This window comes from Streptomyces sp. NBC_01267, from assembly GCF_036241575.1.
In the GTDB taxonomy this organism is placed as follows: domain Bacteria; phylum Actinomycetota; class Actinomycetes; order Streptomycetales; family Streptomycetaceae; genus Streptomyces.
On record NZ_CP108455.1, the window covers coordinates 3635353 to 3656965 of the forward strand.

General features: G+C 69.1%; 21 protein-coding genes. 9 read left to right on the forward strand and 12 right to left on the reverse strand.

Annotation, left to right across the window (positions count from 1 at the left end; all coding sequences use genetic code 11):
* Nucleotides 1–14 precede the first annotated feature (14 nt).
* A complete protein-coding gene (locus OG709_RS16700) occupies nt 15–677 on the reverse strand; it encodes a hypothetical protein (RefSeq protein WP_329169136.1) in 663 nt (220 codons plus the stop codon).
* 548 nt (nt 678–1225) lie between these two features.
* Here OG709_RS16700 and OG709_RS16705 point away from each other — a divergent pair.
* A complete protein-coding gene (locus OG709_RS16705) occupies nt 1226–2893 on the forward strand; it encodes a hypothetical protein (RefSeq protein WP_329166731.1) in 1668 nt (555 codons plus the stop codon).
* A 76-nt stretch (nt 2894–2969) separates the two neighbouring features.
* Here the strand turns inward: OG709_RS16705 and OG709_RS16710 are convergent, their stop codons facing one another.
* A complete protein-coding gene (locus OG709_RS16710; protein WP_326694530.1) occupies nt 2970–4370 on the reverse strand; it encodes an erythromycin esterase family protein in 1401 nt (466 codons plus the stop codon).
* A 214-nt stretch (nt 4371–4584) separates the two neighbouring features.
* Between OG709_RS16710 and OG709_RS16715 the strand changes: the two genes are divergently transcribed.
* A complete protein-coding gene (locus OG709_RS16715) occupies nt 4585–5601 on the forward strand; it encodes an amidohydrolase family protein (protein WP_329166734.1) in 1017 nt (338 codons plus the stop codon).
* A gap of 40 nt (nt 5602–5641) precedes the next feature.
* On the opposite strand, the gene OG709_RS16720 is transcribed toward OG709_RS16715, so the two are convergent.
* Nucleotides 5642–6637, reverse strand: a complete 996-nt coding sequence (locus tag OG709_RS16720) for a MarR family transcriptional regulator (RefSeq protein WP_329166735.1) — start codon at nt 6635–6637, stop codon at nt 5642–5644.
* Nucleotides 6638–7063: 426 nt separating this feature from the next.
* Nucleotides 7064–7639: a YciI family protein gene (locus tag OG709_RS16725; RefSeq protein WP_329166737.1), complete on the reverse strand. Its 576-nt coding sequence runs from the start codon at nt 7637–7639 to the stop codon at nt 7064–7066.
* Nucleotides 7640–7882: 243 nt separating this feature from the next.
* Here OG709_RS16725 and OG709_RS16730 point away from each other — a divergent pair, with 243 nt between their 5' ends.
* The 3 genes from OG709_RS16730 to OG709_RS16740 are packed head-to-tail and all read left to right on the forward strand — an operon-like array spanning nt 7883 to nt 9899.
* Nucleotides 7883–8287 carry a hypothetical protein gene (locus OG709_RS16730; RefSeq protein ID WP_329166739.1) on the forward strand — a complete coding sequence of 135 codons (405 nt, stop codon included), beginning with the start codon at nt 7883–7885 and terminating at the stop codon, nt 8285–8287.
* Entirely contained in the window at nt 8287–9024 is a 738-nt protein-coding gene (locus OG709_RS16735; protein ID WP_250300906.1) for a hypothetical protein, read from the forward strand. Before OG709_RS16730 ends, OG709_RS16735 begins: the two co-directional genes overlap by 1 nt.
* Complete coding sequence (locus OG709_RS16740; RefSeq protein ID WP_250300905.1) at nt 9021–9899, forward strand: transporter substrate-binding domain-containing protein; 879 nt, start codon at nt 9021–9023, stop codon at nt 9897–9899. Before OG709_RS16735 ends, OG709_RS16740 begins: the two co-directional genes overlap by 4 nt.
* A 198-nt stretch (nt 9900–10097) precedes the next feature.
* Here the strand turns inward: OG709_RS16740 and OG709_RS16745 are convergent, their stop codons facing one another.
* Together OG709_RS16745 and OG709_RS16750 are read right to left on the reverse strand one after the other, a co-directional pair.
* Nucleotides 10098–10808 (reverse strand): class F sortase, encoded by a 711-nt coding sequence (locus OG709_RS16745; RefSeq protein ID WP_266642158.1) that lies wholly within the window; start codon nt 10806–10808, stop codon nt 10098–10100.
* 204 nt (nt 10809–11012) lie between these two features.
* Nucleotides 11013–11318, reverse strand: coding sequence for a hypothetical protein (locus tag OG709_RS16750; protein WP_250300903.1), 306 nt, complete (start codon nt 11316–11318; stop codon nt 11013–11015).
* Between OG709_RS16750 and OG709_RS16755 the strand changes: the two genes are divergently transcribed.
* On the forward strand, nt 11313–12383 hold the full coding sequence (locus OG709_RS16755; protein WP_329166744.1) for a hypothetical protein: 1071 nt from the start codon (nt 11313–11315) through the stop codon (nt 12381–12383). The genes OG709_RS16750 and OG709_RS16755 overlap by 6 nt on opposite strands.
* 243 nt (nt 12384–12626) lie before the next feature.
* Nucleotides 12627–13685, forward strand: a complete 1059-nt coding sequence (locus OG709_RS16760; RefSeq protein WP_250300901.1) for a LacI family DNA-binding transcriptional regulator — start codon at nt 12627–12629, stop codon at nt 13683–13685.
* Nucleotides 13686–13949: 264 nt separating this feature from the next.
* Here OG709_RS16760 and OG709_RS16765 read toward each other — a convergent pair whose 3' ends face one another.
* Together OG709_RS16765 and OG709_RS16770 are read right to left on the reverse strand one after the other, a co-directional pair.
* Nucleotides 13950–15707, reverse strand: coding sequence for a discoidin domain-containing protein (locus OG709_RS16765; protein WP_329166747.1), 1758 nt, complete (start codon nt 15705–15707; stop codon nt 13950–13952).
* Between the two features lie 174 nt (nt 15708–15881).
* Entirely contained in the window at nt 15882–16979 is a 1098-nt protein-coding gene (locus OG709_RS16770; protein ID WP_250300899.1) for a DUF1996 domain-containing protein, read from the reverse strand.
* A 585-nt stretch (nt 16980–17564) separates the two neighbouring features.
* Between OG709_RS16770 and OG709_RS16775 the strand changes: the two genes are divergently transcribed.
* Nucleotides 17565–17909 (forward strand): helix-turn-helix domain-containing protein, encoded by a 345-nt coding sequence (locus OG709_RS16775; protein WP_250300898.1) that lies wholly within the window; start codon nt 17565–17567, stop codon nt 17907–17909.
* Between the two features lie 119 nt (nt 17910–18028).
* Here OG709_RS16775 and OG709_RS16780 read toward each other — a convergent pair whose 3' ends face one another.
* Nucleotides 18029–18484, reverse strand: coding sequence for a DUF3515 family protein (locus OG709_RS16780; protein ID WP_266642153.1), 456 nt, complete (start codon nt 18482–18484; stop codon nt 18029–18031).
* A 52-nt stretch (nt 18485–18536) separates the two neighbouring features.
* Between OG709_RS16780 and OG709_RS16785 the strand changes: the two genes are divergently transcribed.
* Nucleotides 18537–19040 carry an RICIN domain-containing protein gene (locus tag OG709_RS16785; RefSeq protein WP_250300896.1) on the forward strand — a complete coding sequence of 168 codons (504 nt, stop codon included), beginning with the start codon at nt 18537–18539 and terminating at the stop codon, nt 19038–19040.
* Between the two features lie 70 nt (nt 19041–19110).
* On the opposite strand, the gene OG709_RS16790 is transcribed toward OG709_RS16785, so the two are convergent.
* From OG709_RS16790 to OG709_RS16800, 3 genes are all read right to left on the reverse strand, one after another.
* Complete coding sequence (locus OG709_RS16790) at nt 19111–19560, reverse strand: hypothetical protein (RefSeq protein WP_266642151.1); 450 nt, start codon at nt 19558–19560, stop codon at nt 19111–19113.
* Nucleotides 19561–19655: 95 nt separating this feature from the next.
* Nucleotides 19656–20774 carry a hypothetical protein gene (locus OG709_RS16795; protein ID WP_329166752.1) on the reverse strand — a complete coding sequence of 373 codons (1119 nt, stop codon included), beginning with the start codon at nt 20772–20774 and terminating at the stop codon, nt 19656–19658.
* A gap of 374 nt (nt 20775–21148) precedes the next feature.
* Nucleotides 21149–21598, reverse strand: a complete 450-nt coding sequence (locus tag OG709_RS16800) for an SRPBCC family protein (protein ID WP_250300893.1) — start codon at nt 21596–21598, stop codon at nt 21149–21151.
* Between the last annotated feature and the right edge of the window lie 15 nt (nt 21599–21613).

Here is a 21613-nt window from a genome sequence, read left to right on the forward strand (position 1 = left end):
GATCAGGCCCTGGATCAGGCAGCGAGCAGGAGCCAGCCCCCGAGGCCGCTGCACATGCTCGCGTTGAAGGCGTCGGCACGGAACCCGGCCGGAATCGGTACGCCGGGGCAGATGTACTCGCCGACGCGGGCCAGTTGCTGGTACCAGATGCCGATGCCGCCGCAGCCGGTGCTGATGTGGCCGGTGAGTACGTAACCGGAGGGAATCGGCGAGCCCGCACAGACGTACTGGCCGTCGCGGGCCAGCTCCATGAACCAGGTGTCGATGTTGGCGTTGCAGCCGTTAGCGGTGTGGAGGGTGAGCACGTAGCCGGGGGGAATCGGCGAAGTGGCGCAGATCCAGAGGCCGCTCTGCGCGGGCTGTATGTACCAGGAGCCCGCGCCGTTGCATCCGTTCGCCCCGCGGCTGGTGATCACGTAACCGTCCGGGATGGGCGTGCCGGGGCAGATCCACCCGGAGGCGTCCTGCGCGACGGCGGTGCCCTGCGCCGCCCGGGATGCCTGGGGTGTCCGGGAAGCCTGGGGTGCCTTGGACGTCTGAGGTGCCTTGGACGTCTGAGGTGCCTGGGGCGTCTGAGGTGCCGCGCTGGCCGCACCGGCGGCCGTGCCGGTGAGGACGGCCACCAGCAGCGCGACCACCCCCATCGCTGCGGCGAGTCTGCTCCGTACTGCTACCACCAAGGAACGACCGTGCAGTTGGCGATACTTGAAGTTCACGTCACACCGGTCCAATCGAGTGGTCCACGGGGCGCCGCACGAGGTCCGCGCGGCGCGGGGCCGTGGAGCTGGGCGGGACTGAGGAGCTGAGCGGGGCTGTGGAGCTGAAACGACACCAGCGGGAGCCGCGGGAGCCGAATCACCGGAAGGGATACCCCGTCAACCTGATCGGAACCTGACATGAATGTCCGCCAGTTCCCGGTGTTCCGCGTACATGGTCCGGGCTGCCCCATCGGCCCCCTGCGCTGCTCCTTCGCCACTACCCACCCTGGCCGCCACCGGGTGAGGATGAGAGGCAACGTAGGTTGGGGAGGCAGGAGGGGCTTATGCACTTGCAGCAGGTTGCAGAGTCGGCCGGGGCGGCGGGACAGGGTACCGGGCGGGCGTCCCGGCGGCCCCACGGCACGGTGACGCCTGCCGCACCGGTGGCCACATCGGTGGCCACACCGCCCAGCCCCCAATCGCAATACTCCGTAGGTCAGTTGCAGGGTTCGGCGGGGAACGCGGTCGTGGCCGGGCTGCTCGCGCAGCAGCGGAGCGGGCCCAGCCCCGACGGCGGACAGCAGCGGGCAGCGGGGGCGGAAGCGGGCGTCAGCGTCCAGCGGGCCGCGGTGGACGGGGTCAGCGTCCAGCGGAAGGCGGCAGCGGCGCCGGGCGTCAGCATCCAGCGGGCCGGTACGCGCTCCGGGCCCGGCGGCCGGGCCCCCGCCGGGGAGGAGAGCGAGCAGCGCCGACCGGAGCGGAGCGGGCGTGGCGTCAGCGGGCCGGTCACCGGCCTGGACGTGACCGCCAACTCTTCCGGCATGGCCGGTGGGGCCACCGTCTCCGGGCAGTACACCGACCCCGCCGTCAGCACCAACGCCTCCTACGACCTCGGCGTGGGGGCGCCCGCCGCAGGCGCCGTGGTCGCCGGGTACGGCGCCGTCACCAGCGGGTCCGCCGCGCTCACGGCCCGCCGGGAGCGGAACGCCGCACAGCCCGGCAGCGGGGAGCACCGCGCTGCGAACAGCGAGTACCGGAACGCGGCCGGGGACACCGCGCAGGCCACCTCGAACTTCGCCGGGCAGGTACTCAACGGCGCGGGCGGCGCGATGAACCTCGCCGGTCAGAACCTGGCCCTCTACAACACCGTGCTGGCGGCCGGGGCCGGTGCGGCGCTGCCCGCGGGTGCGATCCAGGCGGGTCGGTACGTACGCAAGGGGCTCCACGCGCACCACCGGGCACGCGAACTCAAGGAGCTGATCATCCGCGAGGAGATCGAGCCCCACCGGGCGCTCCTGGCGGCCCGGGAGCAGGTCGTGGTCCAGAAGCTGTTGATCGCCAAGCTCAACGAGGACCTCTCCGACTGGAAGGGCCAGCTCGCGGCGCTCCGCGCGCAGGCGGAGCAGGACCCGTCGTTCGGCAACACGGACGACATCGCCAACTGGTCACCTCAGCGGCGCGAGTTGGCGAGACAGCTGTACGACATCCAGTACATCGGGCTGCCGGAGATCGAGGGCCACATCAGGAGCGCCCAGCAGGGGCTCGACCAGGCGCTGGCGGACCAGGCCCAGCGGGAGGCGTACAAGACCGCGCTGGACGCCGCCCTTCAGGAGTTGGCGGGAGAGGTGCGGCTCTCCGACAAGGGCAGGACCCGCCCGGTCTCGCTGCGCTCGATCCAGTTGTACGCCCTGTACAAGAACCGGCGGGGCCGGCGGAACAAGCTGGTGCAGGCGGTGTCCGGCGCGGCCGGTGCGTCCGGTTCGGTCGCCGCCCTGGTGTCCGCGGCTGCGGTCGGGGCCGGTGCCACCGCGGGCGCCGCCGCCCTGGCCGCCACCCCGGTCGGCTGGGCGCTCGCCGGCACGGCGGCGGCCACGGGCCTCGGACTCGCCTCGAAGGACGCCTGGCACTACTTCGCCAAGCGCTGGGAGCAGACGGCCGAGAACCACCCCGACGGCCAGGACGACAACACCCTGGAACACCTGGGCGAAACCCTGGCGTTCTGGCGTCATGCCGGACCCAACCGGCGGGAGGAGTACGCCCGGGTCCTGTACGAGTTCTCCGCGGACGGACCGGCCCCGGAGCGGGTCACCGAGGCGCGTCACACGCTGGCGGCCCTGGGACTCGACTGGAACAGGCTGCCCGCGGAACCGCAGGCGGCCATCAAAGAGATCGCCCGCAAGATGGTCTCGAAGTAGCGGGACCGCCGCTGCTGTACCGACCCCGGGGGGTTCCGGCGCCCGAGGTACCGGCCCCTGAGGTACCGGCCCCGGGTTACCCGGCCGGCAGTTCGGTCGCCTCCCGGACGGTGTGGAGGTGGACCAGGACGTCGTACGCCTTGCCGATGGCCAGCTCGGGCGTCTCCGCGTTCGGGAACTCCGTACCGACGAGGCAGGTCGGGCGCGCGACGTCCAGCCAACTGCGGCTGGCAGCAGGGAGCTTGCGCAGGTCCGCGTAGTAGTCCCGGTACCGGACCTGGTCGAGCGTGTACTCGTTCGAGCCGGGTCCGGCCGGACCGACGGTGAACTTCTTCCAGTCGCCGCCGAGGGCCTGGTCCTTGGAGAGGAAGGAGCCCTGGTCGAAGGTGGTGCCGAGGGCGAGGTAGTCCGCACCCAGGCTGTCGTGGAGGAACGAGCCCTGGGTCTTCGGGTACGTCGTCGGGTCGGAGCTGACATAGCCGACGTGGTCGTCGTGGGCCGACAGCAGGATCCTGTCGCCGGTGCGCCGCTGCCACCATTCCGTGGTCTCGGCCATCACCTGGTCGCGGTAGCGCTCCATGGCGGTCAACGACTCCTGGTTGCCCGGGTCGACGGCGAGGAAGGTGTAGGTCTGGGCGATGTTGCGGGCGTTCTGCAGGGCGAAGTCGAAGCTGTCATCACCGGGACGCCCCTGCTGTTCCACCAGGTCGAGCATCTGCTGTGCCCTGGCCGCGTTCTGTTGGCGTTCCGCGAGCGGACGGTTCAGGTAGCCGATGGCGTCGTCGAGCGGGCGCAGGCCGGTGAGGAGTTCGTTCAGGCGCGGCAGGGACTCCGGGTGGGTCCGCCCGACGTAGTCGGTGACCGCGTCGAAGACGCGCCCGTCGAGCCTGGGGGCGCCGATGTCGTCACCCATGAAGTGGACGGGACGGTCGGGGTGTTGGCGGTTGTGGTCGCGCATCCACCGCACGAGGGTCACGAACTCCTCGCGGTCCCAGGGAGACCCGGCCATCACCTCGTGCACGACCTGCCGGGCGTCGTCGCCTCCGGTGTCAGCGCCGCCGCCGGCACTGCCGTGCTGGACGTAGTCGTCGATCTGTAGCCCCGCCGACCAGCTGATCTCCAGGGCGAAGGTGGTGAATCCCTTCTTCTCGACGAGGTAGCGGAACAGCCGGTCCTTCAGCGCGAAGAACTCGTGCGAGCCGTGCGTGGCCTCCCCCACACCGACCACCTTGGCGTCGCCGACCGTCACCCCGAGGGCGCGCAGGTCGGCCGTGCCGGTGCCCGGCTCGGCCGACCGCAGCGGGTGGGCGATCCGGTCCAGCGCGCCGACCGGGGTCTGCGTCTGGGTCTGGGGCTGGGTGTGCGTCGGGCCCGATACGGGCGCCGCCGGTGACGACGCGTACGCGGCCGTCGCCGGGGCCAGCGTCGCGGCCAGGGCGATAGCCGCTGCCACGAGCCGCGTCCTGTTGCCGATCATGTGTGATCACTCCTCATCGCATGGAACAGCGAGTGCAAGGAACAGCGAGTGCTGTCGAAATGATCTTCACGCGCGCACCGGCCCGGACACACTGGTGCAGACCCCACGGTTCCCCCCGGGGGCAGCCCCAGGACCAGGGCTGATCCGGGACCCCCGCTCTGCTGGACCCGACCCGCCAGGCAGACTCGACGGAACACGAAGAGGGGAGGCCCACATGTCCGAGGAGCCGAGGTCGGGTCAGAAGGACAGCGCCGATCACGCGGCAGCACACCGCGAGCCGTCCGGAACGCCGGTCGACGTGACGCCGGACAGCGGGACGCCGGGCGACGTGACGCCGGACAGCGGGACGCCGGGCGGTGAGAGCGAACGGGCCCAGGTGGCCGCGTTCCGGAGCGCGCTGGGGCTGGAGTCGCTCATCGACGTCCACACCCACTTCATGCCCGAGCGGGTACTGGCGAAGGTGTGGGCGTATTTCGACGCGGCCGGGCCGCTCGTGGGCCGGGCCTGGCCGATCACGTACCGGGAAGAGGAGGAGCGCCGCATCGAGCTGCTGCGCGGCTTCGGGGTCCGGGCGTTCACGTCCATGCTCTACCCGCACAAGCCGGGCATGGCCCGGTGGCTCAACGACTGGGCCGCCGACTTCGCCGCGCGGGTGCCGGACTGTCTGCACACGGCCACGTTCTTCGCCGAACCGGGCGCCTCCGACGACGTACGGCACGCACTGGACCAGGGCGCGCGGGTCTTCAAGTGCCACCTCCAGGTCGGCGGCTACGACCCCAACGACCCGTTGCTCGACGACGTCTGGGGACAGCTGGCCGACAGCGGGACACCGGTGGTGACGCACTGCGGTTCCGGGCCGGTGCCCGGCGCCTTCACCGGCCCGGGGCCGATCGGCGAGCTGCTCAAGCGGCACCCACGGCTGCGGCTGGTCGTCGCCCACCTCGGGATGCCCGAGTACGAGGGCTTCCTCGACCTCGCCGAACGCCACGAGGACGTCATGCTGGACACCACCATGGCGTTCACCCCGTTCGTCGAGGCATCGGACCCGTTCCCCCCGGCGGCGCTCCCCCGGCTGGCCGCCCTGCGGGACCGCGTGCTGCTCGGCACGGACTTCCCCAACATCCCCTACTCGTACGCCGATGCCCTGCACGCGCTGGAACGCACCGGGCTGGGCGACGACTGGCTGCGCGCGGTCTGCCACGACAACGCGGCCCGCTTGTTCGGTCTGTGAGGACGCGGGCCCGGGAGGGGCTTTCTCTCTCCCGCCGCGCTTACGGGGTCCGGGTCAGGGCGCGCAGGGCGTCGACCCGTTGGTGTACGTGGTGCGCTACCGCCGATGCGGCCGGTTCGGGTGGGGTCGGCGTACCGGGGCGGCAGGTGCGGCAGAGACCGTCGGGGAGTGCTTCGGGGCGGCCGGGGTTGCCGCACTTGGTGCATTCCACCAGCAGGCGCGGCGGTGTGACTGTGGTGGTGTTGGTGGTGGGCCGGTGTGGTGGCTTCTTGTCCGTGAGCCTGCGGCGGACGAAGCCCCGGGGCGAGATGATCGGTTCGGTGGGGAGTCCTGCGGTGAGGGCCTGGACGAGGTGGGCGGGCGTGGCGCCGCGCTCCAGCCACTCCTGTGCGAGACCTTCCAGGGTTGCGCAGTCGGCAGCCGAGAGGGCTAACCGGGGGTCGGTGCAGCCGAGTTGGGACAGTGCGTCGTACGCGGGCGAGGGGCGGCCGGGGTGTGGTGCCGGGTCCGGTGCCGGGTCTGATGCAGGGTCTGGTTCCGGCTGCTGCGGTACGGCGGGCGGCGCGGGCGCGGGGGGCGCGGGGCTCGCCGATACCTGCGTCTCGGACGGGGATCGGCCGTCCTCGGCGGCAAGGAAGGTGGTCCACCACTCGTTGTCGCGTGCGGTCCGCGACCAGAACGTGCGGAAGACCCAGCGGACTTGGTCGCCGTCTCCGGCCAGGCGGCGGATGCGCCGCAGGTATCCGGCGACGGACAGCGCCGTGAGGGCCGTGCTGACAGCTTGCTGCCCGTAGCGCGGGAGTTGCCGGGCGAGGGTCTTGACCGTCATCGCCGCGCCCTCGGGCAGCCGGTCGATGAACGCGGCGATGTACCGCTCACGCTCGGGCAGAAGCAGGAAGTCGTCCGTACGCCGGGGAGCCTGGTCCGGAGCGGACCGCTTGCCGTAGCCGGGAGCTGCCATCGGATGAACGATGGAGGGTACGGATGATGCGGATGCGGGCGCGCGCAGGGCGGCGCTAAAATTCTCGGTAGCCACGGGATCGTCCTGTTCGATCTTGGGGTGAGACCCCGGCTCGGTGCTTGTAACACCGCGTCGGGGTCGTTCAGTTGGTTCGTCGCTGCACCGTAAGCAGCCGCGCCCGCGCGCCGCAAGCCGGTCCGGATTAGTCGTACTTACCCGCCGTTACGGGGGTCGGGAGGGGTGGGAAGGACTTCCCCCAACCCCTACCCACCCTTCTCCGGTAAGGGAAGAAGCTCGAATCCCGGGGCTCGCGTCCCGACGCCCGGAACCCGGAACCCGAGCTTCGGGCGCTCGTACCCCGTACGTGTCTGAGAACTTCCCCCGAAGGAGTGGCCGGACCGTCCCGGGTCCCGGATCCCGAGGCTCAAGCTCCGAGCATCGGCGGCCCGGCGGCCCCCTCCCTGCCCCTGTCCCCCCCTGCCCCCGTACCCCCTCAGTCCGTCACGAACGGCCGCCGAACTGCCAGTCGTGCACCTCGATGTGGGCGTACCGGTCCGCAGGCAGGACGGCCCGCGCCCGGTCCCGGTCCGGGGCCCGTACCAGCACCGCCGTACCGAGCCAGGTGGCACCGTCGTCGGACAGCAGCGGCCCGTACGCGATCAACTCGTCCCGATCCGGCAGCACATCGAGGTCAGCGAGGTCAGCGAGGCTGACGACATCGGCGGGCTCGCTCGCGCCGAGTCCCATCACCAGGTACCGGTTGCCCTCGGTGTGTCCGCCGGGGAAGTCCCACATGGTTCGGCCGAGCAGATTGCGCCACCGGCGCAGCATCACATCGCGGTACACGCCCGCCTGGTAACCGGGCTCGTCGAAGGCGAACGCACGGGCGGCGGCGACATCCGGCAGGTCGACGATGTGCAGGCTGCCGGTGGGCACTTCGCGGTCGCTGGTGAGGGTCGGACCACGGGCGATCATCTCCGCGTCGTACTGGTCCATGTACGACCAGTGCTCCTCCAGCAGTTCATGACGCAGCGCGAGTGAGGCGGAGCGGTCGCGGTGGTAGCAGAAGAACTCCATGCCCACAGTTTCCACCACCGATCACCGGGGTGCGGGAGCGGCTGCCCAGCGTTGGAGAATCCCCGTCCCTGCCCGTGAGCAGGGCCGATATCGAAAGGTGCGGCGGTCGACACGGGCATGCTTCGGACACCGAACTGTCCGGACCGCGTTCCAACCCCGCACCGATCAGAAGTACTTCGGACGTGGGGCGACTCTTCAGATCTACGATGACGCCACTTGTCGGCGATTTGAGGGGAGTTGACATTGAGTGAGGATCTCGGAGCCGTCGCCGTCACGGCGGGAGTCAACGCGCTGGCCGGGCTCATCAGCCGGGTGCCCTGGTCGGAGATCGGTGGGCGGGTCGTGGGGGTACTGACCCGGCGCGGCCGTGCTGTCGATCCGCGCCTGGCACGGGCCCTGGACGGCGAACCGGACGCAGAGCCGGGCGGAGAGCCAGGCGAGCCAGACGGAGAGCCCGGAGGAGAGCCCGGCGAGAGCGCGCGCTCGTTGCGGCTGGCCGCCGCGCTGACACAGGTGCTGCCGCCGGAGGACCTGGCCGTCGTCACCCGCGAGCTGGAGGCCCTGGGCCACCGTACGGAGATCACGCTGAACGGCGGGAAGAACGCCGTACACACCGGTTCGGGCGACCAGAACGTGACGTTCAACTGATGGCGGACGACGGGGAGGACCACCGCGCTCAGCACCGTACGAGCGTCGATCCGGAAGGCGGGAACAACGCCATCCATACCGGGTCCGGCCGCCAGTACATCAGGTTCGGCGGGCCCTGGGCACAGGCCGTCGCGCTGGTAGCGGTGGTGGCCGGGGTCGTGCTCGGTACGGTGATGATGCCCAAGGCGTCGGCGAGTCAACACGGCCTGTACATCGTGATGTTGGTGCTGTGCGCGATCGCCGGCGGGGTCTGCCTCTGGTCCGCCTGCAACGGGGCGGGCAAGAGGCCCGCCTCATTCATCTGGCTGATCGCCATCACCGTCGTCAGCGCCGCACTCGCGGCGGGCCAGTACATGCTGCTGGCCGCCCACGGCGAGCTCGCCTCGACCGCGCAGGTCCGGAACACGCGGCCACTGGCCGACGGGGGCCGCACCGAGGTGGACATCGACTCGGCCGCGCCGCGTTCCCACGTACGCATACACGTCATGCTGCCCGACCGGTCCAGCACCTCCATGTGCCACGCGGAGACGACCGTCTCGCTGGCACCCGTCGTGGACGGCACCCAGCTGGATGCGGAGGCGATCACGCTGAAGAACGGCGGGACCGGCGACATCGACCTGCACGGCGCCCGGGACCACATCGGGTTGAAGGCGGTGATCGATTCGAAGAAGGGCTGCCTGACGTACCTCCAGATCGAGTCAGCCGTACTGCACGACGAGGATTGGTGGCTGCTGTGAAACGGAAACTGTTCGCTGCCGCCCTGACGGGAAGCGCGCTGGTCACCCTGGCGGCCGTCTCCGGATGCGGGTCGGATTCATGGCCCACGGGGGACTCCGTGGAGATCGGGGTGAAGAGCGACCAGCCGGGCACGGGCTTCATGGGCGACTATCCGCCCCGCTCCGGATTCGACATCAAGGTTGCCCAGGTGGCGGCCGACGCGCTCGGCAAGAAGCCCGACTTCAAGAGTGTGCCGTCGGAGGACCGTCAGACGGATCTGGACGAGAAGCACCCCACGGTCGACCTCGTCGTTGCCACGTACTCGATCAACAACGAGCGTCTGAAGGGCAGCAACGGTCTGCCCGCGCACGACTTCGCCGGACCGTACGCCATTACCTACCAGGGCTTCCTCGTGAAGAAGGGCGGCCCACCGATCAAGCGGGCCGACTACTTCAAGGGCAGGCCGGTCTGCGCCTGGCAGGGCACCACCTCCTACGAGACGCTGAAGCAGGGTGTGCCGGGTGTGAACGCGATGTCGAAACCCACGGCCAAGCAGTGCATCGAGGAACTGGAGAGCGGACGCGTCGACGCCGTCTCCACCGACCAGCTGCTGCTCTACGGGTTCACCCACGTCCACCGCGACCTGGAGGTCGTCAAATCGGTGACGGTCGGAGACGCCCAGTACTACGGCGTCGGAATTCCCCGAGGGCATCGCGGAGCGTGCAACAAGATCAAGGACGCCCTCAAGAAGTACGTGAACTCGACCGGCTGGTCACAGGACTTCAAGACCGAGCTGCCGGACGCCACCGCCATCGCCGCCGAACCGAACTGGGAGGTCGATTTCAAGCCCACCGACGCCCAGATCGACACGTACTCGTGCCGGGACGGGGTGTAGGCCGGTCCAGGCCGGGGGCAGTCTTCCTGCCGCTGCGCTCCACCAACCAGGCGGCAGTCGGCCTCTCAGGGCGCTGAACACCGCGCCCGCCCCGATACAGCGGCCGGGTGTCCGCCCACGCGCACTACAAGCGGACACCCGGCCTGTCCATGGCCCCCTGAACAGCAGATACTTACGGGTACTTACGGGTACTTGCGGCTACTTCTGCTTCACCGAGTCGAGGTGGGCGAAGACCACGACGTTGTCCTCGTAGTCCTGGGCACCTCTGTCGTACGCGCCACCGCAGGTGATCACCCGCAGCTGGGCGTCGGGGGTGTCGCCGTAGACGCGGTCGTTCGGGAAGTCCGCCTTGCTGAAGGTCTCGACCGAGTCGACCTTGAAGCTGGCGACGGTCCCGTCCTGCCGGGTGACGTTCACGTAGCTCCCCGGCTTCAGGTCGCGGAGCAGCAGGAACACGGCCGGGCCGGTCTTGGTGTCGACGTGGCCCGCGACGATCGCCGCGCCGCGCTCGCCGGGGGTGGCGCCGCCCCGGTACCAGCCGACCATGTTGGTGTTGTCGACGGGCGGCGGGTTCAGCGCACCGGACTCGCCGATGTCCAGTGGCGTGAAGGGCGCGTTGACGGCGATGGCCGGGATCGAGAGCCGCGTCGGGTCGGAGGGTGGCAGCGGGGCCACCGCGGTGGGGGTCGCCGTCGGGGGCGCGGCCGACACGGCAGCCGCGGGCCGGGGCAGCGACTTGGCGTCGTCGGCCGGGGTACCGAGGGAGTTGAAGAGCAGCAGCCCACCCGCCGCCACGGCCACGGCGGGCCACAGCAGCGCGCGGTGCAGCGGCGCTCGCTTCTTCGATGACGTCTGAGGCTGGTGGTGCGAGGGATCCGGGTGGGGCGAGGGAGTCTTCTCGGCGGCCATGGGTGGTGCCTTTCGAAACCGGTGGGTCAGCAACGTGCGCACAGATACGGGGTGTTGGTGACCGCCGCGGCCACCGCCCTGGTGGGCGGTGGCCTCGTCGGCACTGGGTCTACCGACCTGGTGCGCTCACACGCGCGCACCAGGTCCTACGGGGTACTACGGGGTGCTACGGGGTGCTAGGGGTGCTGCGGGTGGTGCCGCTGGTCAGGCCGCCGAGAAGCCGGAGACGTTACGGCGACGGCGCACCATGTACACGCCCGCGCCGAGACCGCCGAGCAGCAGCACCGAACCGGCGGCCAGGCTGCCGTTGGTCACTGCGGTGCCACCGCCACCGGTGTGCATGCCACCGTGCGGACGGCGACCGTGGTCGTCATCCCGGCCGTGGTCGTCGTCACGCCCGTGGTCGTCACCCTTCCAGGAGCCGTCGCGGTCCATGCCGGCGGCCGAACCGCCGTCGTCGCCCGTGGTCAGCGCCGTGTTCATGGCGAGGGCGCCACCGCCGGTGTGCATCCCACCGTGCGGACGGCCGTGGTCGTCGTCACCACGACCGTGGTCGTCGCCACGGCCGTGGTCGTCGCCACGGCCGTGGTCGTCACCCCGACCGTCGTCACCCATCGTCATGGCGAGGGCGCCACCACCCGTGTGCATCCCACCGTGCGGACGGCCGTGGTCGTCGTCACCACGACCGTGGTCATCGTCCCGACCGTGGTCGTCGCCACGCCCGTGGTCGTCACCCCGACCGTCATCACCCATGGTCATGGCGAGAGCGCCACCACCGGTGTGCATGCCACCGTGCGGACGACGCCCGTGGTCATCGTCCCGACCGTGGTCGTCACCCCGGCCGTGGTCGTCGCCACGCCCGTCGTCACCCATCGTCATGGCGAGGGCGCCACCACCCGTGTGCATCCCACCGTGCGGACGACGCCCGTGGTCATCGTCCCGACCGTGGTCGTCACCGCGACCGTGGTCGTCACCCCGACCGTCATCACCCATCGTCATGGCGAGAGCGCCACCACCCGTGTGCATCCCACCGTGCGGACGACCGTGGTCGTGGTCGCCACGCCCGTGGTCACCCCGGCCGTGGTCGTCGCCGCGGCCGTGGTCACCGCGGTCCGCCTGGCCCTCGTCACCCTTGTCCGTACCGCCGTCCTGCCCCTGGTTGTCACCCGTGGTCATGGCGAGAGCGCCACCACCCGTGTGCATCCCACCGTGCGGACGGCCGTGGTCGTCGTCACCACGACCGTGGTCGTCGCCGCGCCCGTGGTCGTCGCCCCGGCCGTGGTCGTCACCGTTGTTGTCGTGGTGGTCGCCGCTGACGGAGGAGCCGGCGCCGATGGCCGGGACTGCGGACAAGGACATGGCGTACGCGGCGGGGGTGGTGATGGCCAGGGCCGCGGTGACAGCGGCCGAGGCGAGGAAAGTGCGGGTAATACGGGCAGTGCGCATGAGAAATGGTTCCTTCCGACGCAACTGCGAAGGCTGACACTTCGTCGGCTCATCGATTCACAGTGGCGCCGTCATCACCATCAGCCGGAATCTGACGCCCCACCATCGGAGACCTGGGCATCCGAGTGACGACGTGGGCTCAACGGGTGTCGAACCCCTGGATATTCACTCGTTGGACGGCACGTCGCTCCCCACTCATGGCGGCACCTTGCGGTAGTGACGGCCCGTCGGACCGCCCGCGACCCGCACCCGATCGCCGAACCCGACCCGCTGCCGCCCCGGGGGCAGAGGCACGGAACCGGCCGCGTCGGGGCGTACCGACGGGCCCACCGGAGAGCGCTCTCCACCCCGCCCCAACTACAGTGTGCGTCCATGAGCAGAGAGTCCGCGGCCCCGTCCGCCATGCCGACCCTGGAAGACGTGGCGCGTGCGGCGGGGGTCTCCCGTGCGACCGTCTCCCGCGTCGTCAACGGCATCCGCAACGTCGACCCCGCGATCCAGCAGGCCGTCCGCGACGCCGTGGCCGCGACCGGGTACACGCCGAACAGAGCCGCCCGGTCCCTGGTGACCCGGCGCGCCGAGACCATCGCGCTCGTGGTGTCGGGGGCCGGGGACGCCTCGGAGGAGGAGCAGAACGCCTTCGCCTCGGGCGTGTTCGCCGATCCGTTCTTCGGGCGGGTGGCCGCCGGGGTGGTCGGATACCTGAGGCCGCGCTCCATGCACCCCGTGCTGATGTTCGCCGAGACCTCCGCCGCCCGTGCCCAGGTCGTCAGCTACCTGCGGCAGGGCAGCGCCGACGGAGCGCTGATCGTGTCCACCCATGCCGAGGACCCGCTGCCCGGGATGATCGCGGCGGCCGGACTGCCCGCCGTCCTGTTCGCACGGCCCGCCGAGGCCGTACCGATCAGCTACGTGGACCTCGCCCACCAGGACGGGGCCGCACTGGCCGCCGACCATCTGCTGGCCCGCGGCTGCCGGCGGCCGGTGACGATCGCGGGTCCCCAGGACGTGCCCGCCGGACGCCAGCGGCTGGCCGGGTTCCAGGAGTCCATGTCCCGGCAGGGCCACCCGTCCGTACCGGTCGCCGAGGGCGGCTTCACGCTGCACAGCGGGGCCGAGGCGATGGCCCGGCTGCTGGCCGAACACCCGGACCTCGACGGGGTGTTCGCGGCCAACGACCTGATGGCGCAGGGCGCGTGCCAGGTACTGCGGGAGCACGGCAGGCAGGTCCCCGCCGACGTCGCCGTGGTCGGCTTCGACGACAGCTCGGTGGCGGCGGCCTGCCGCCCCCCGCTGACCACCGTGCGGCAGCCGGTCGAGGAAATGGCGGCGGAGATGGCCCGGCTGCTCCAGGAACGCATCGAGCACCCGGGCCGGGAGGTCACGTCGGTGGTCTTCCAACCCCGGCTGGTGGTACGGGAATCGGCCTGACTGGCGTGAGTACCGCCGCAGGAGAACAAGCGGGGAAACAAGTCGGAGGGCAAGCAGGAGAGCAAGCAGGGGGACGACAGCACGACCAGTCGCGTACGGGCACGGCAAGGCGCCGGCCCCCGGAGTCAGGTCCGGGAGCCGGCGCCGTCGTGCCCGTACCCCTCTGACGGGCACGGTCTTCGGACGCTTCCGCCCGCCCGCCCACTCCCCCGCCCGCGACGGGCGATACGGAGCGGGGCTGCCGGTCCGGCGGAAGCGTCCAGCTCAGCCGTAGATGCCGAATTCGTACAGCGAGTACCCGTAGCCGGTGCCCCGCGCGGTCCCCAGCATCCGGACGTACCGGCCCGTGCCGTTCACGTCGAGGTCGTCGATGTTGCCGTTGCCGTCCGTCACGGACGTGACCGTGGTCCAGTTCGTGCCGTCGTCCGAGGTCTGGATCTCGTACCCCTTGGCGTACGCCGGCTCCCAGGCCAACTGCACGTGCGTGAAGGTGGTGCGGGTCCCCAGGTCGACCTGGAGCCACTGCGGGTCGCTCCAGTCACTGGCCCACCGGGTGTCGAACTTGCCGTCCACGGCGTTGGCCGGACCGCACGGGCAGCCGCCCGTCGGGTCGGTCTGGAAGGACGAAGCGGTGGCGCTCCTGCCCAGGGCCACGTTCGTACCGTTCGGCTTCGGCGCCACCACCCGCAGCGACCTGGTCTCGATGCCGACGTTGCCCCGGCCGTCCGTGGCCTTCACGTAGACCTTGTAGACCCCCACCTTGTCGGGCGCCTTCGCGGTGAGCGTGCCGTCGCCGTTGTCCGTGCTGCCGACCGGGACGAGCCCCTTGTCCTGGTCGATGTAGTTGCTGCTGAAGAGCACCTGGTACGTGATCCGGTCACCGTCCGGATCGGTGGTCCTCGTGCTGATCCGTACGTCACTGCCGGCGGCGACACCGCTGGTGGCGTCGGCGACGGTCATGTCCGTGATCACCGGCGGGGTGTTGTCGCCCGAGGTGTTGCCCCCGTACGCCTTCTTCACCGCGTAGTACGACAGCCGCTTCTGGCCGTCGGGCACCAGGTTGAACCAGACGCCGCCGAAGTCGTCCTCGGTGCCGTAGTGGAACATCGTGGCGCCGAGCGCGACCCCCCGGTGACCGGTGACGCAGTCCCACGCCTTGGTGTAGCCCGCGGCCTTCTGCACATCGGTGGGCTCGTCGGGGACACCGTTCGCGTCGTCGGGCACCTCCCACTCGCCCGCCGGGCCGGTCTCGGTCACGATGTACGGCTTGTCGTAACCGCCCTGCTCCCAGTCCGACTTGACGTTGCAGACCGCGTTGTACGCGTTCACCGCGTAGAGGTCGAGGTCGGGGGCATTCCGCTTGTAGTAGGGCCAGGCGCCCGTCCACGCGTCGGTCGAGGTGACCGGGTGGTCGGGATCGACCTGGTGGATCCTCTTCGCGATGTCGTTGACGAAGCTGGTGTAGGCGTTGCGCTGGGCCTCCAACTCGTCGCCGCTGTAACAGTTCTGGAGGCCGAGCGTCGACTCGTTGCCGACGTTCCACATCAGTACGCCCGGGTTGTCCTTGTAGGTGTCGACCCACTTCGGGAACTCGGCGAGCATGTCGTTCTTGTACGTGGTGTCGGTCAGGTAGTTGACGCAGCCGCCGCTGCCCGGACCGCCGCCCGGCTGGAGCCAGAAACCGGCGATGACCTTGACGCCGTTGGCCGCAGCCGCGTCGAACAGCGGCTTGCTCGTCGCGTCCGTACCCCAGGTGCGGACGGTGTTGACGCCCATGGACGCCACGTCGGGCATGTCCTTGGCCGCGTCGTTGACGGACGGGCCCCAGGTCAGGCCTTTGACCGTGTACGGCGCACCGTCCACCGTCAGCGACCAGTCGCCCTGCGAGCCGGTCACCTTCACTACGCTCCCGGCCGCGTGCGCCGAGGGTGCCTGGAGGGCGATCAGGGCGCCGGTGAGCAGGGCCGCTGCGGCGAACGGTGCGACGGCGCGTCTCGCCGTGCGGGTGGGGGGATGGGGCATGGTGCTCTCCTTCTGCGGCCGTCCGACGGCCGTCCGACGGCCCCCTCTGGTGGCCGTCGGACGACCGTCCGATGGCCTCTGGTGGTCGGTGCGTGGAGTGGGGGGAGGCTCGGGGAAAAGGGGTGGGTCGGCCGCGGCGGCCGGGTTGGCCGCTGCGGCCAATACCCGTTCTGGCTAAGGGAGTTCGTAGTTCTCGTCGAGTGCGGCGCCCGCGTCCGGGTTGGTCTCGTCGTAGCCCCGCGCGTCGCACTGCAGACCGCCGTTGACGCAGTGCGTGACCAGGGCCTGGAGCGTGGCCGCGTCCCACCCGTCGAAGAAGTCGTAGTGGAACGAGAAACCGGCTCCGCTGGCCAGCTTCACCTGCGACATGTCCCCGTTGACGGGCCAGGCCATCTTGAACTCGATCATCGGCAGCGCGACCGGGTGGTCCGCCGGGCAGCCGTTGTAGTTGTTGCCCGAGGCCACCGGGTACGCCATGTGGCTCTTGTGGTCCGGGGTGTCCAGGTGGATCCCGTCCCAGCAACTGGGCGCCTGTAGCCGGATGTTGAGCTGCGTGTCCTCGGTGTCCGGGCAGCTCACCGGGAAGTCGAAGTTGTGGTACTGCGTCCCGCACTCCCAGCCCTCGACCGTGCCCTTGAGGTTCTTGAACTCGTCCTCGGTCTGCATGGGGTTGCCGACGAGGAACCGCAGCCCCTTGGGGAACGGCCGGACGCTGGTGTAGTCGGTGACCCCCGACTTGTAGTAGATCGTCTGCGGGCCGACGGGGAGGATCTTCTCGGTCCCGTTGTAGAGGCTCGGCATCCAGTACGCCGACTTGTCACCGGGCGCCAGACACGTGGTGTCGCCCTGATCGAGTGAGGCCGTGGTGGTGTTCGCGTCCGTGCCGGTGTTGCCCATGAAGGTGTGGTCGTGGGACTTGCCGGGCTGACCGGGGAAGACGATCGGGTCGTCGGGTGCGGTGTGGTTCGGGGAGCACTTCGCCTGGAACTCGTGGAAGTACCGGTGCGGCGGATCGTCCGTCGACGGCACGACGCCGGTCACCGGCGGGTCGGCCATGATGTAGCCGTCCCCGTCCGGGTCGTCGCCGGACGCCTTGGTGGACACCCCCATTCCAGGCATTCCAGCCATGCCGGTCGCGGCGTGCACAGCGTGCGGGGCGGGCGCCCCGGTGGAAGCGTTCGCCGTCATGGCGACACCGCCGATGCCGACCGTGGTCAGCGCCAGCGAGGTGAACAGAAGCAGTCCGGTGAGCGTTCTCGATCTCCGTGGCATGGAGACCTCCTCCTGCGTCAGAGCGGGATGTGGGGGTGAGGGCGCGGAACGAGAGGGGCGAGAGAGCGGAACTGGAGCCGGGAGAGCGCTCTCCCGGATTCGGAGTGTTCCGCTCCTGACAAGACCGTGTCAATAGCTCGTTAACGGCAGGAGGGACGGCCCGTCCGCCCGAACTGCCCTGGCAACACTGGGGCGTTCAGCGGGTGAAGGCGGCGCGTCCGACGTCAGGGGCCGATTGGGGCCGTCGGCTGAACGCGGCGACCCCGGGCGCCGGTCCGGTCGGACGGTGAGACCTATTTTTTCGCCGCCGTGCCACATCCGCAGCTCCGGGCCGCCCTCAGGCGGTGCGGCGACGGGCAAGCCAGGACGCCCGGCACCCTCCCGCCGGCGCTATCGGTTGACTGCTCTCGTACGCCGCTCCCGAGAGGATGTTCTGTCCGCCTTGCCTGGACACGCCTCACCCAGGGGGTCAACCCCGCAATTGGAGAGCAACTGTCAGTGCCGGACGTTAGGTTGGGACTTGATCGTCGCCGACCCCGGGGCACGGGGCCCTGCCGGGAAAGGCAGCGGTCAGGAAGGACCGCCATGACCGAACGGTCCGCTACGGGGGACATGACCTGCCCTTACCGTCGTATCGGGGAAGACCCGGCGCGCGGGGGCTGGAGACTGGAGAGACTCACAGGCAGGGAGAAGGAGGTTCTCCTCCTACTGGGGTCAGGACTGGGCAACCGAGATCTGGCAAGGGAGTTGGGTATCGCGGAGCGCACAGTGAAGGCGCACATCGCGCGGATCGTGGAGAAGCTGGGGCAGCAGTCGCGCTTGCAGGCCGCTGTGCTCTCCGTTGTTGCCCATGATCTGCTGTGCGCCGACCCGTATTGCACGCGCCACCAGAAGCTTCGCACCAGTGCACGGGAGCCCAGTACCGCTTGACCAGAAGGGGAGCTGTCCTTTGGGGCAGTGCCCTTTGGGACGTCGCGGACGGGTAGCCACTACCTCTATGTTCGTTGCTCCGGGGCGCCCGGGATGACGTTCACCATAGGGGGCGGGAGTCAGACGTCATCGGGTCCGAGGCACTTCGAATACTTCTTGATCGGCTTGACCATCTTGCTCAGGTCGATCAGGACGCCGTCGATGGCGGCGACGTGATCGGAGATCACTGCTTCCACAGCGGGGTTGCGCCCGTAGGTGACGATCACCTTCTTGCCGCCGACGCTTTGCCCGTCCCGGAAAACCCAGTCCACGCCGTTGACGCTCACACAGGCGTCAACCGTCGGGGCCGGCGGTTTGAGGCCACAGCGCAGCACCACTGCGCTGTCTCCCCATACGGCAACCCCCGGGCGGCCGGTGAACGTCAGCTCCTGCCCGGCAAGCCGGTGCGGATAGCGGTGAGAAGCCTGCTCACAGGCGGGTGACCCCCCGCCGGGCGCGGCTGCGACGTCGTACTCGGGCAAGCTCCACTCACGCACCGCCAGCGCACCAATGACCAGGGCGCTGACCGCTGTCACAGAGATGACCATTCGCGTCCGAGAAACACGCACCACAGAGGGGGAACCTTTCATGAACAAGACAGCCCGCATGCTCGTTCTCGCCGGGGCAGCCACCGCCGTACTGACGGCCGGTGCCGCACCGGCCATCGCTGGAGAGGCCAGGACTACCGGAAGCTACACCAACGTCCGCCTCGCCAAGGTATGGGGCACTCCCAAGGGAAAGGACCAGTGCATTTCCACGAGCGGCTCTGTACTGGTGCTGCGGGGGTGCGGCAAGGGGTCGGAGCAGCGGTGGACTCTGAAGGGCAGCAAGGGTCTGTACACGATGAAGAACAAGAAGTCGGGCAAGTGTGCCGGGGTTGCTTCCACCAAGTCCGGCACGGTCGTCAAGCAGTACAGCTGCAACGGCTCTTCCAAGAACCAGAAGTGGGTTCTGAGCGGTAGCACGATCATCAGCAAGCCGTCGGGGAAGGCCCTTACTGCCGAGACCAGCAAGAGTGGCCGGAAGCTGACCATCACCACGCGTGGTAGCAGCAACAGCAAGCGCATCAAGCAGGAGTGGGGAACCAAGTAGCCCCAGCAGAACCGCAGCGGGAGGTTCCACCGGGTGCTACCCGGTGGAACCTCTTGCAGTTGAGGCCGGCCTACTTCGCCGCGTTCATCGATGCCCTGTCAATTTTGGCAACTGGCACAAGACGCCCGTACGAGAGTGCACAGGCGGCGAGCGCAGCGGGGATCTGGAGGGTGAACAGGCCGAGGGTCAGCGTGATGAAGCCGTAGTCGACTGCTTCACCGAAGCCGTCGCCAAGAGAGGTGGCGACGGACACCACCAGCAGCACCACGGTGTACACGGTGGCATCGAGGACGGCGGTACGCCACTGAGAGAGCGCCGGCAGCCACAGGCGGGCGACGCTCAGCACGATGACAGCACAGAGCGCAAAGAGAAGCGCATCAGCGCCATAGAAATCAGCCAGGTCGCCGAAGGTGTGCCCGGATGCGATGAGCATGAGAAAGCCCACGACCGCCTGAACGGCCAGCGAGGCCAGAGTGACGGTTGCCGCATAGGCCACGGCTCGGCGCCACGGTGTGATCACGGGCTTCCCCCTTGTGCTTCGGGAGGGGTCGGCAGGTTCACCGCCCGCTCCCTGTCAGTGTCCCACCAGCACCACAGTGCGGTATTCGTGGGGGCTCAGTAGCCGCCATTGTTGCTGAGCGTACCCAGCTCGCATGCACCCTTGTACAGGCACTTGATGGAGCCCATTTTCGAACGGTGCACTGTCTTGGTGCTGTGCTTCGTGCCGCTGGTGTAGCCGTAGATGTACATCTCGTTGTCGGGGGCCTGCTTGTACTTGCCCGAGACGTAGAAGTCACCGTTGCGGGCAAGCCGGGCGTCGTAGAAGGCGCCGATGCCGCCGTACTTGCAGAACGGGTCGGTGGCTTCGATGTCGGCGTGCACCGCACGGGTCTTGCCGTCGAACCTCGTTTTGGTGCGGAAGTCGATCTTCTTGGCGCTGGCATGTTTGGTCGCCACGAGCTTGCCTGTCTTGGTGGAGTAGACGCGGCTCTTGCCCGTACTGGGGAACAGGTCGTACGAAGACTTCGTCCAGTACACAACGCCCTTCAATTTGGCGCGGTATGAGGGGCCGTCGACCTTGCTGCTGAAACCGCGGTTATCGCCCGCGTACTTGTATCCGCCTGCGTACGTACAGCCGGACAGTTTCTTGTACTTGGCAGGGACGTACGCCCACTTCTGCCGGATGAAGGAACGCCAGACGACGGCCGTCTTCGTGTACTTCTTCGCTTGCGTCTCGGCCTGGGCAGCGGTGGCCTCGAGTGTCTCCGTATCGGAACCCTTCGGCACCGTGACCGTCAGACCCCAAGTGCCGGTCTTCCCAGTGATCTGGTAATCGATGACCGAGCCCGGCTTCACATGCGTATCCCTCATGCTGTGCCCAGCTGTGGCAGCGACCAGCCTGTCGTTCTTGTACACCTCGTAAGCACCGCCCAGGTCAGGCCAGGACAGATCCACGAAGTGCGAGTTCGCGGCCCATGCGGCCCGCTCCTGCTTCGTCGGAGAGGAAGCGAGCGTCATACCTGCCAGCACCGCCCCCGTCCCCGGCCGGGAAAGGACCTGCAGGGAAGGCACCGAGGCGGACAACCCGTCGCGTTCCTGCGGTCCAGTCTCGGTGGCGCCGTTGAACTTCCCGGTCTCGGTGTTCAGGACGAACGCAGCTGAGGGAGCACTGGAGATGCTCGGAGTAGCGTTTGCGTCGGCGGCGCTGCTCGCTATTACGGCCAGTGGGATCACTGCCGCGGCAAGGGCACGTGGTACATGGCGCATGAAAAATACTGCTCCCCCGTTTGGTCTTTGGCTGAGACCATGAACATAACGAGGAGCAACACCAGTACAACAGTGTCCAATGGACCACTTGCGCGAACAGTCAACTCTCCCTATACAGCGCAGCCTTATGCCACGGAAGCGCCTGGCGCAGTGAGGGGGACCAGCAGGCTGGGGATGACGCTGATCGCTGCTTCCGCCCCGGTCGCACCGGGCGGCCACTGTGGCGAGAAAAGCGTCGCGTGGATCGGACACAGCTGGACGACGCGCCCGCGACAGGTGTGACGGCCCTGCGGATCTCGACCGGTGTTCGTATCCGTGCGCGATGGGCTCTGGCCGGCCACTCAGTCGAAAGTGCTGGCCAGGTAGGCGTTGCGGCCTCTGATGAGGTGGGGCATGTACCGGCTCAAGAGGATTCTGTCGGCGATGTACCCGACAGGCCCCAGTGGTGAGGCGAATTCGATGACGTCTCTCATCACGGTGCCACCGGCACCATCCGGCTCGAAGTAGTGGACATGACGCCAGCGCTTGAAGGGCCCGGACTCCTGCTCGTCCACGAAACGTCGGGGCCGGTCGTACGAGGTGATGCGGGCCTTGAGCCGCCAGGTCAGGCCGAAATGGCGAGCCTGGAAGGTCACCGTGTCACCGAGCGACAGTTCACCCCGGGGCCCGCCATCAACTGCGCGCTCCGACGAAGCGGCCATCGAGCGGGTGTGCGCCTCCACATCCAGACACACTGCGAACACCTGGTCCGGAGGTGCGGCAATGGCTGTGACAACCTCGAAATTCGGCACCAGCTCATCCTAGGC

Excerpts from the sequence above, each read along its gene's own strand:
- OG709_RS16710 (WP_326694530.1), bottom strand. The coding sequence starts at position 4,370 with ATGATCGGCAACAGGACGCGGCTCGTGGCAGCGGCTATCGCCCTGGCC.
- OG709_RS16715 (WP_329166734.1), top strand. The coding sequence starts at position 4,585 with ATGTCCGAGGAGCCGAGGTCGGGTCAGAAGGACAGCGCCGATCACGCG.
- OG709_RS16725 (WP_329166737.1), bottom strand. The coding sequence starts at position 7,639 with ATGGAGTTCTTCTGCTACCACCGCGACCGCTCCGCCTCACTCGCGCTG.
- OG709_RS16735 (WP_250300906.1), top strand. The coding sequence starts at position 8,287 with ATGGCGGACGACGGGGAGGACCACCGCGCTCAGCACCGTACGAGCGTC.
- OG709_RS16745 (WP_266642158.1), bottom strand. The coding sequence starts at position 10,808 with ATGGCCGCCGAGAAGACTCCCTCGCCCCACCCGGATCCCTCGCACCAC.
- OG709_RS16750 (WP_250300903.1), bottom strand. The coding sequence starts at position 11,318 with ATGCACACCGGCGGTGGCGCCCTCGCCATGAACACGGCGCTGACCACG.
- OG709_RS16760 (WP_250300901.1), top strand. The coding sequence starts at position 12,627 with ATGAGCAGAGAGTCCGCGGCCCCGTCCGCCATGCCGACCCTGGAAGAC.
- OG709_RS16765 (WP_329166747.1), bottom strand. The coding sequence starts at position 15,707 with ATGCCCCATCCCCCCACCCGCACGGCGAGACGCGCCGTCGCACCGTTC.
- OG709_RS16770 (WP_250300899.1), bottom strand. The coding sequence starts at position 16,979 with ATGCCACGGAGATCGAGAACGCTCACCGGACTGCTTCTGTTCACCTCG.
- OG709_RS16775 (WP_250300898.1), top strand. The coding sequence starts at position 17,565 with ATGACCGAACGGTCCGCTACGGGGGACATGACCTGCCCTTACCGTCGT.
- OG709_RS16785 (WP_250300896.1), top strand. The coding sequence starts at position 18,537 with ATGAACAAGACAGCCCGCATGCTCGTTCTCGCCGGGGCAGCCACCGCC.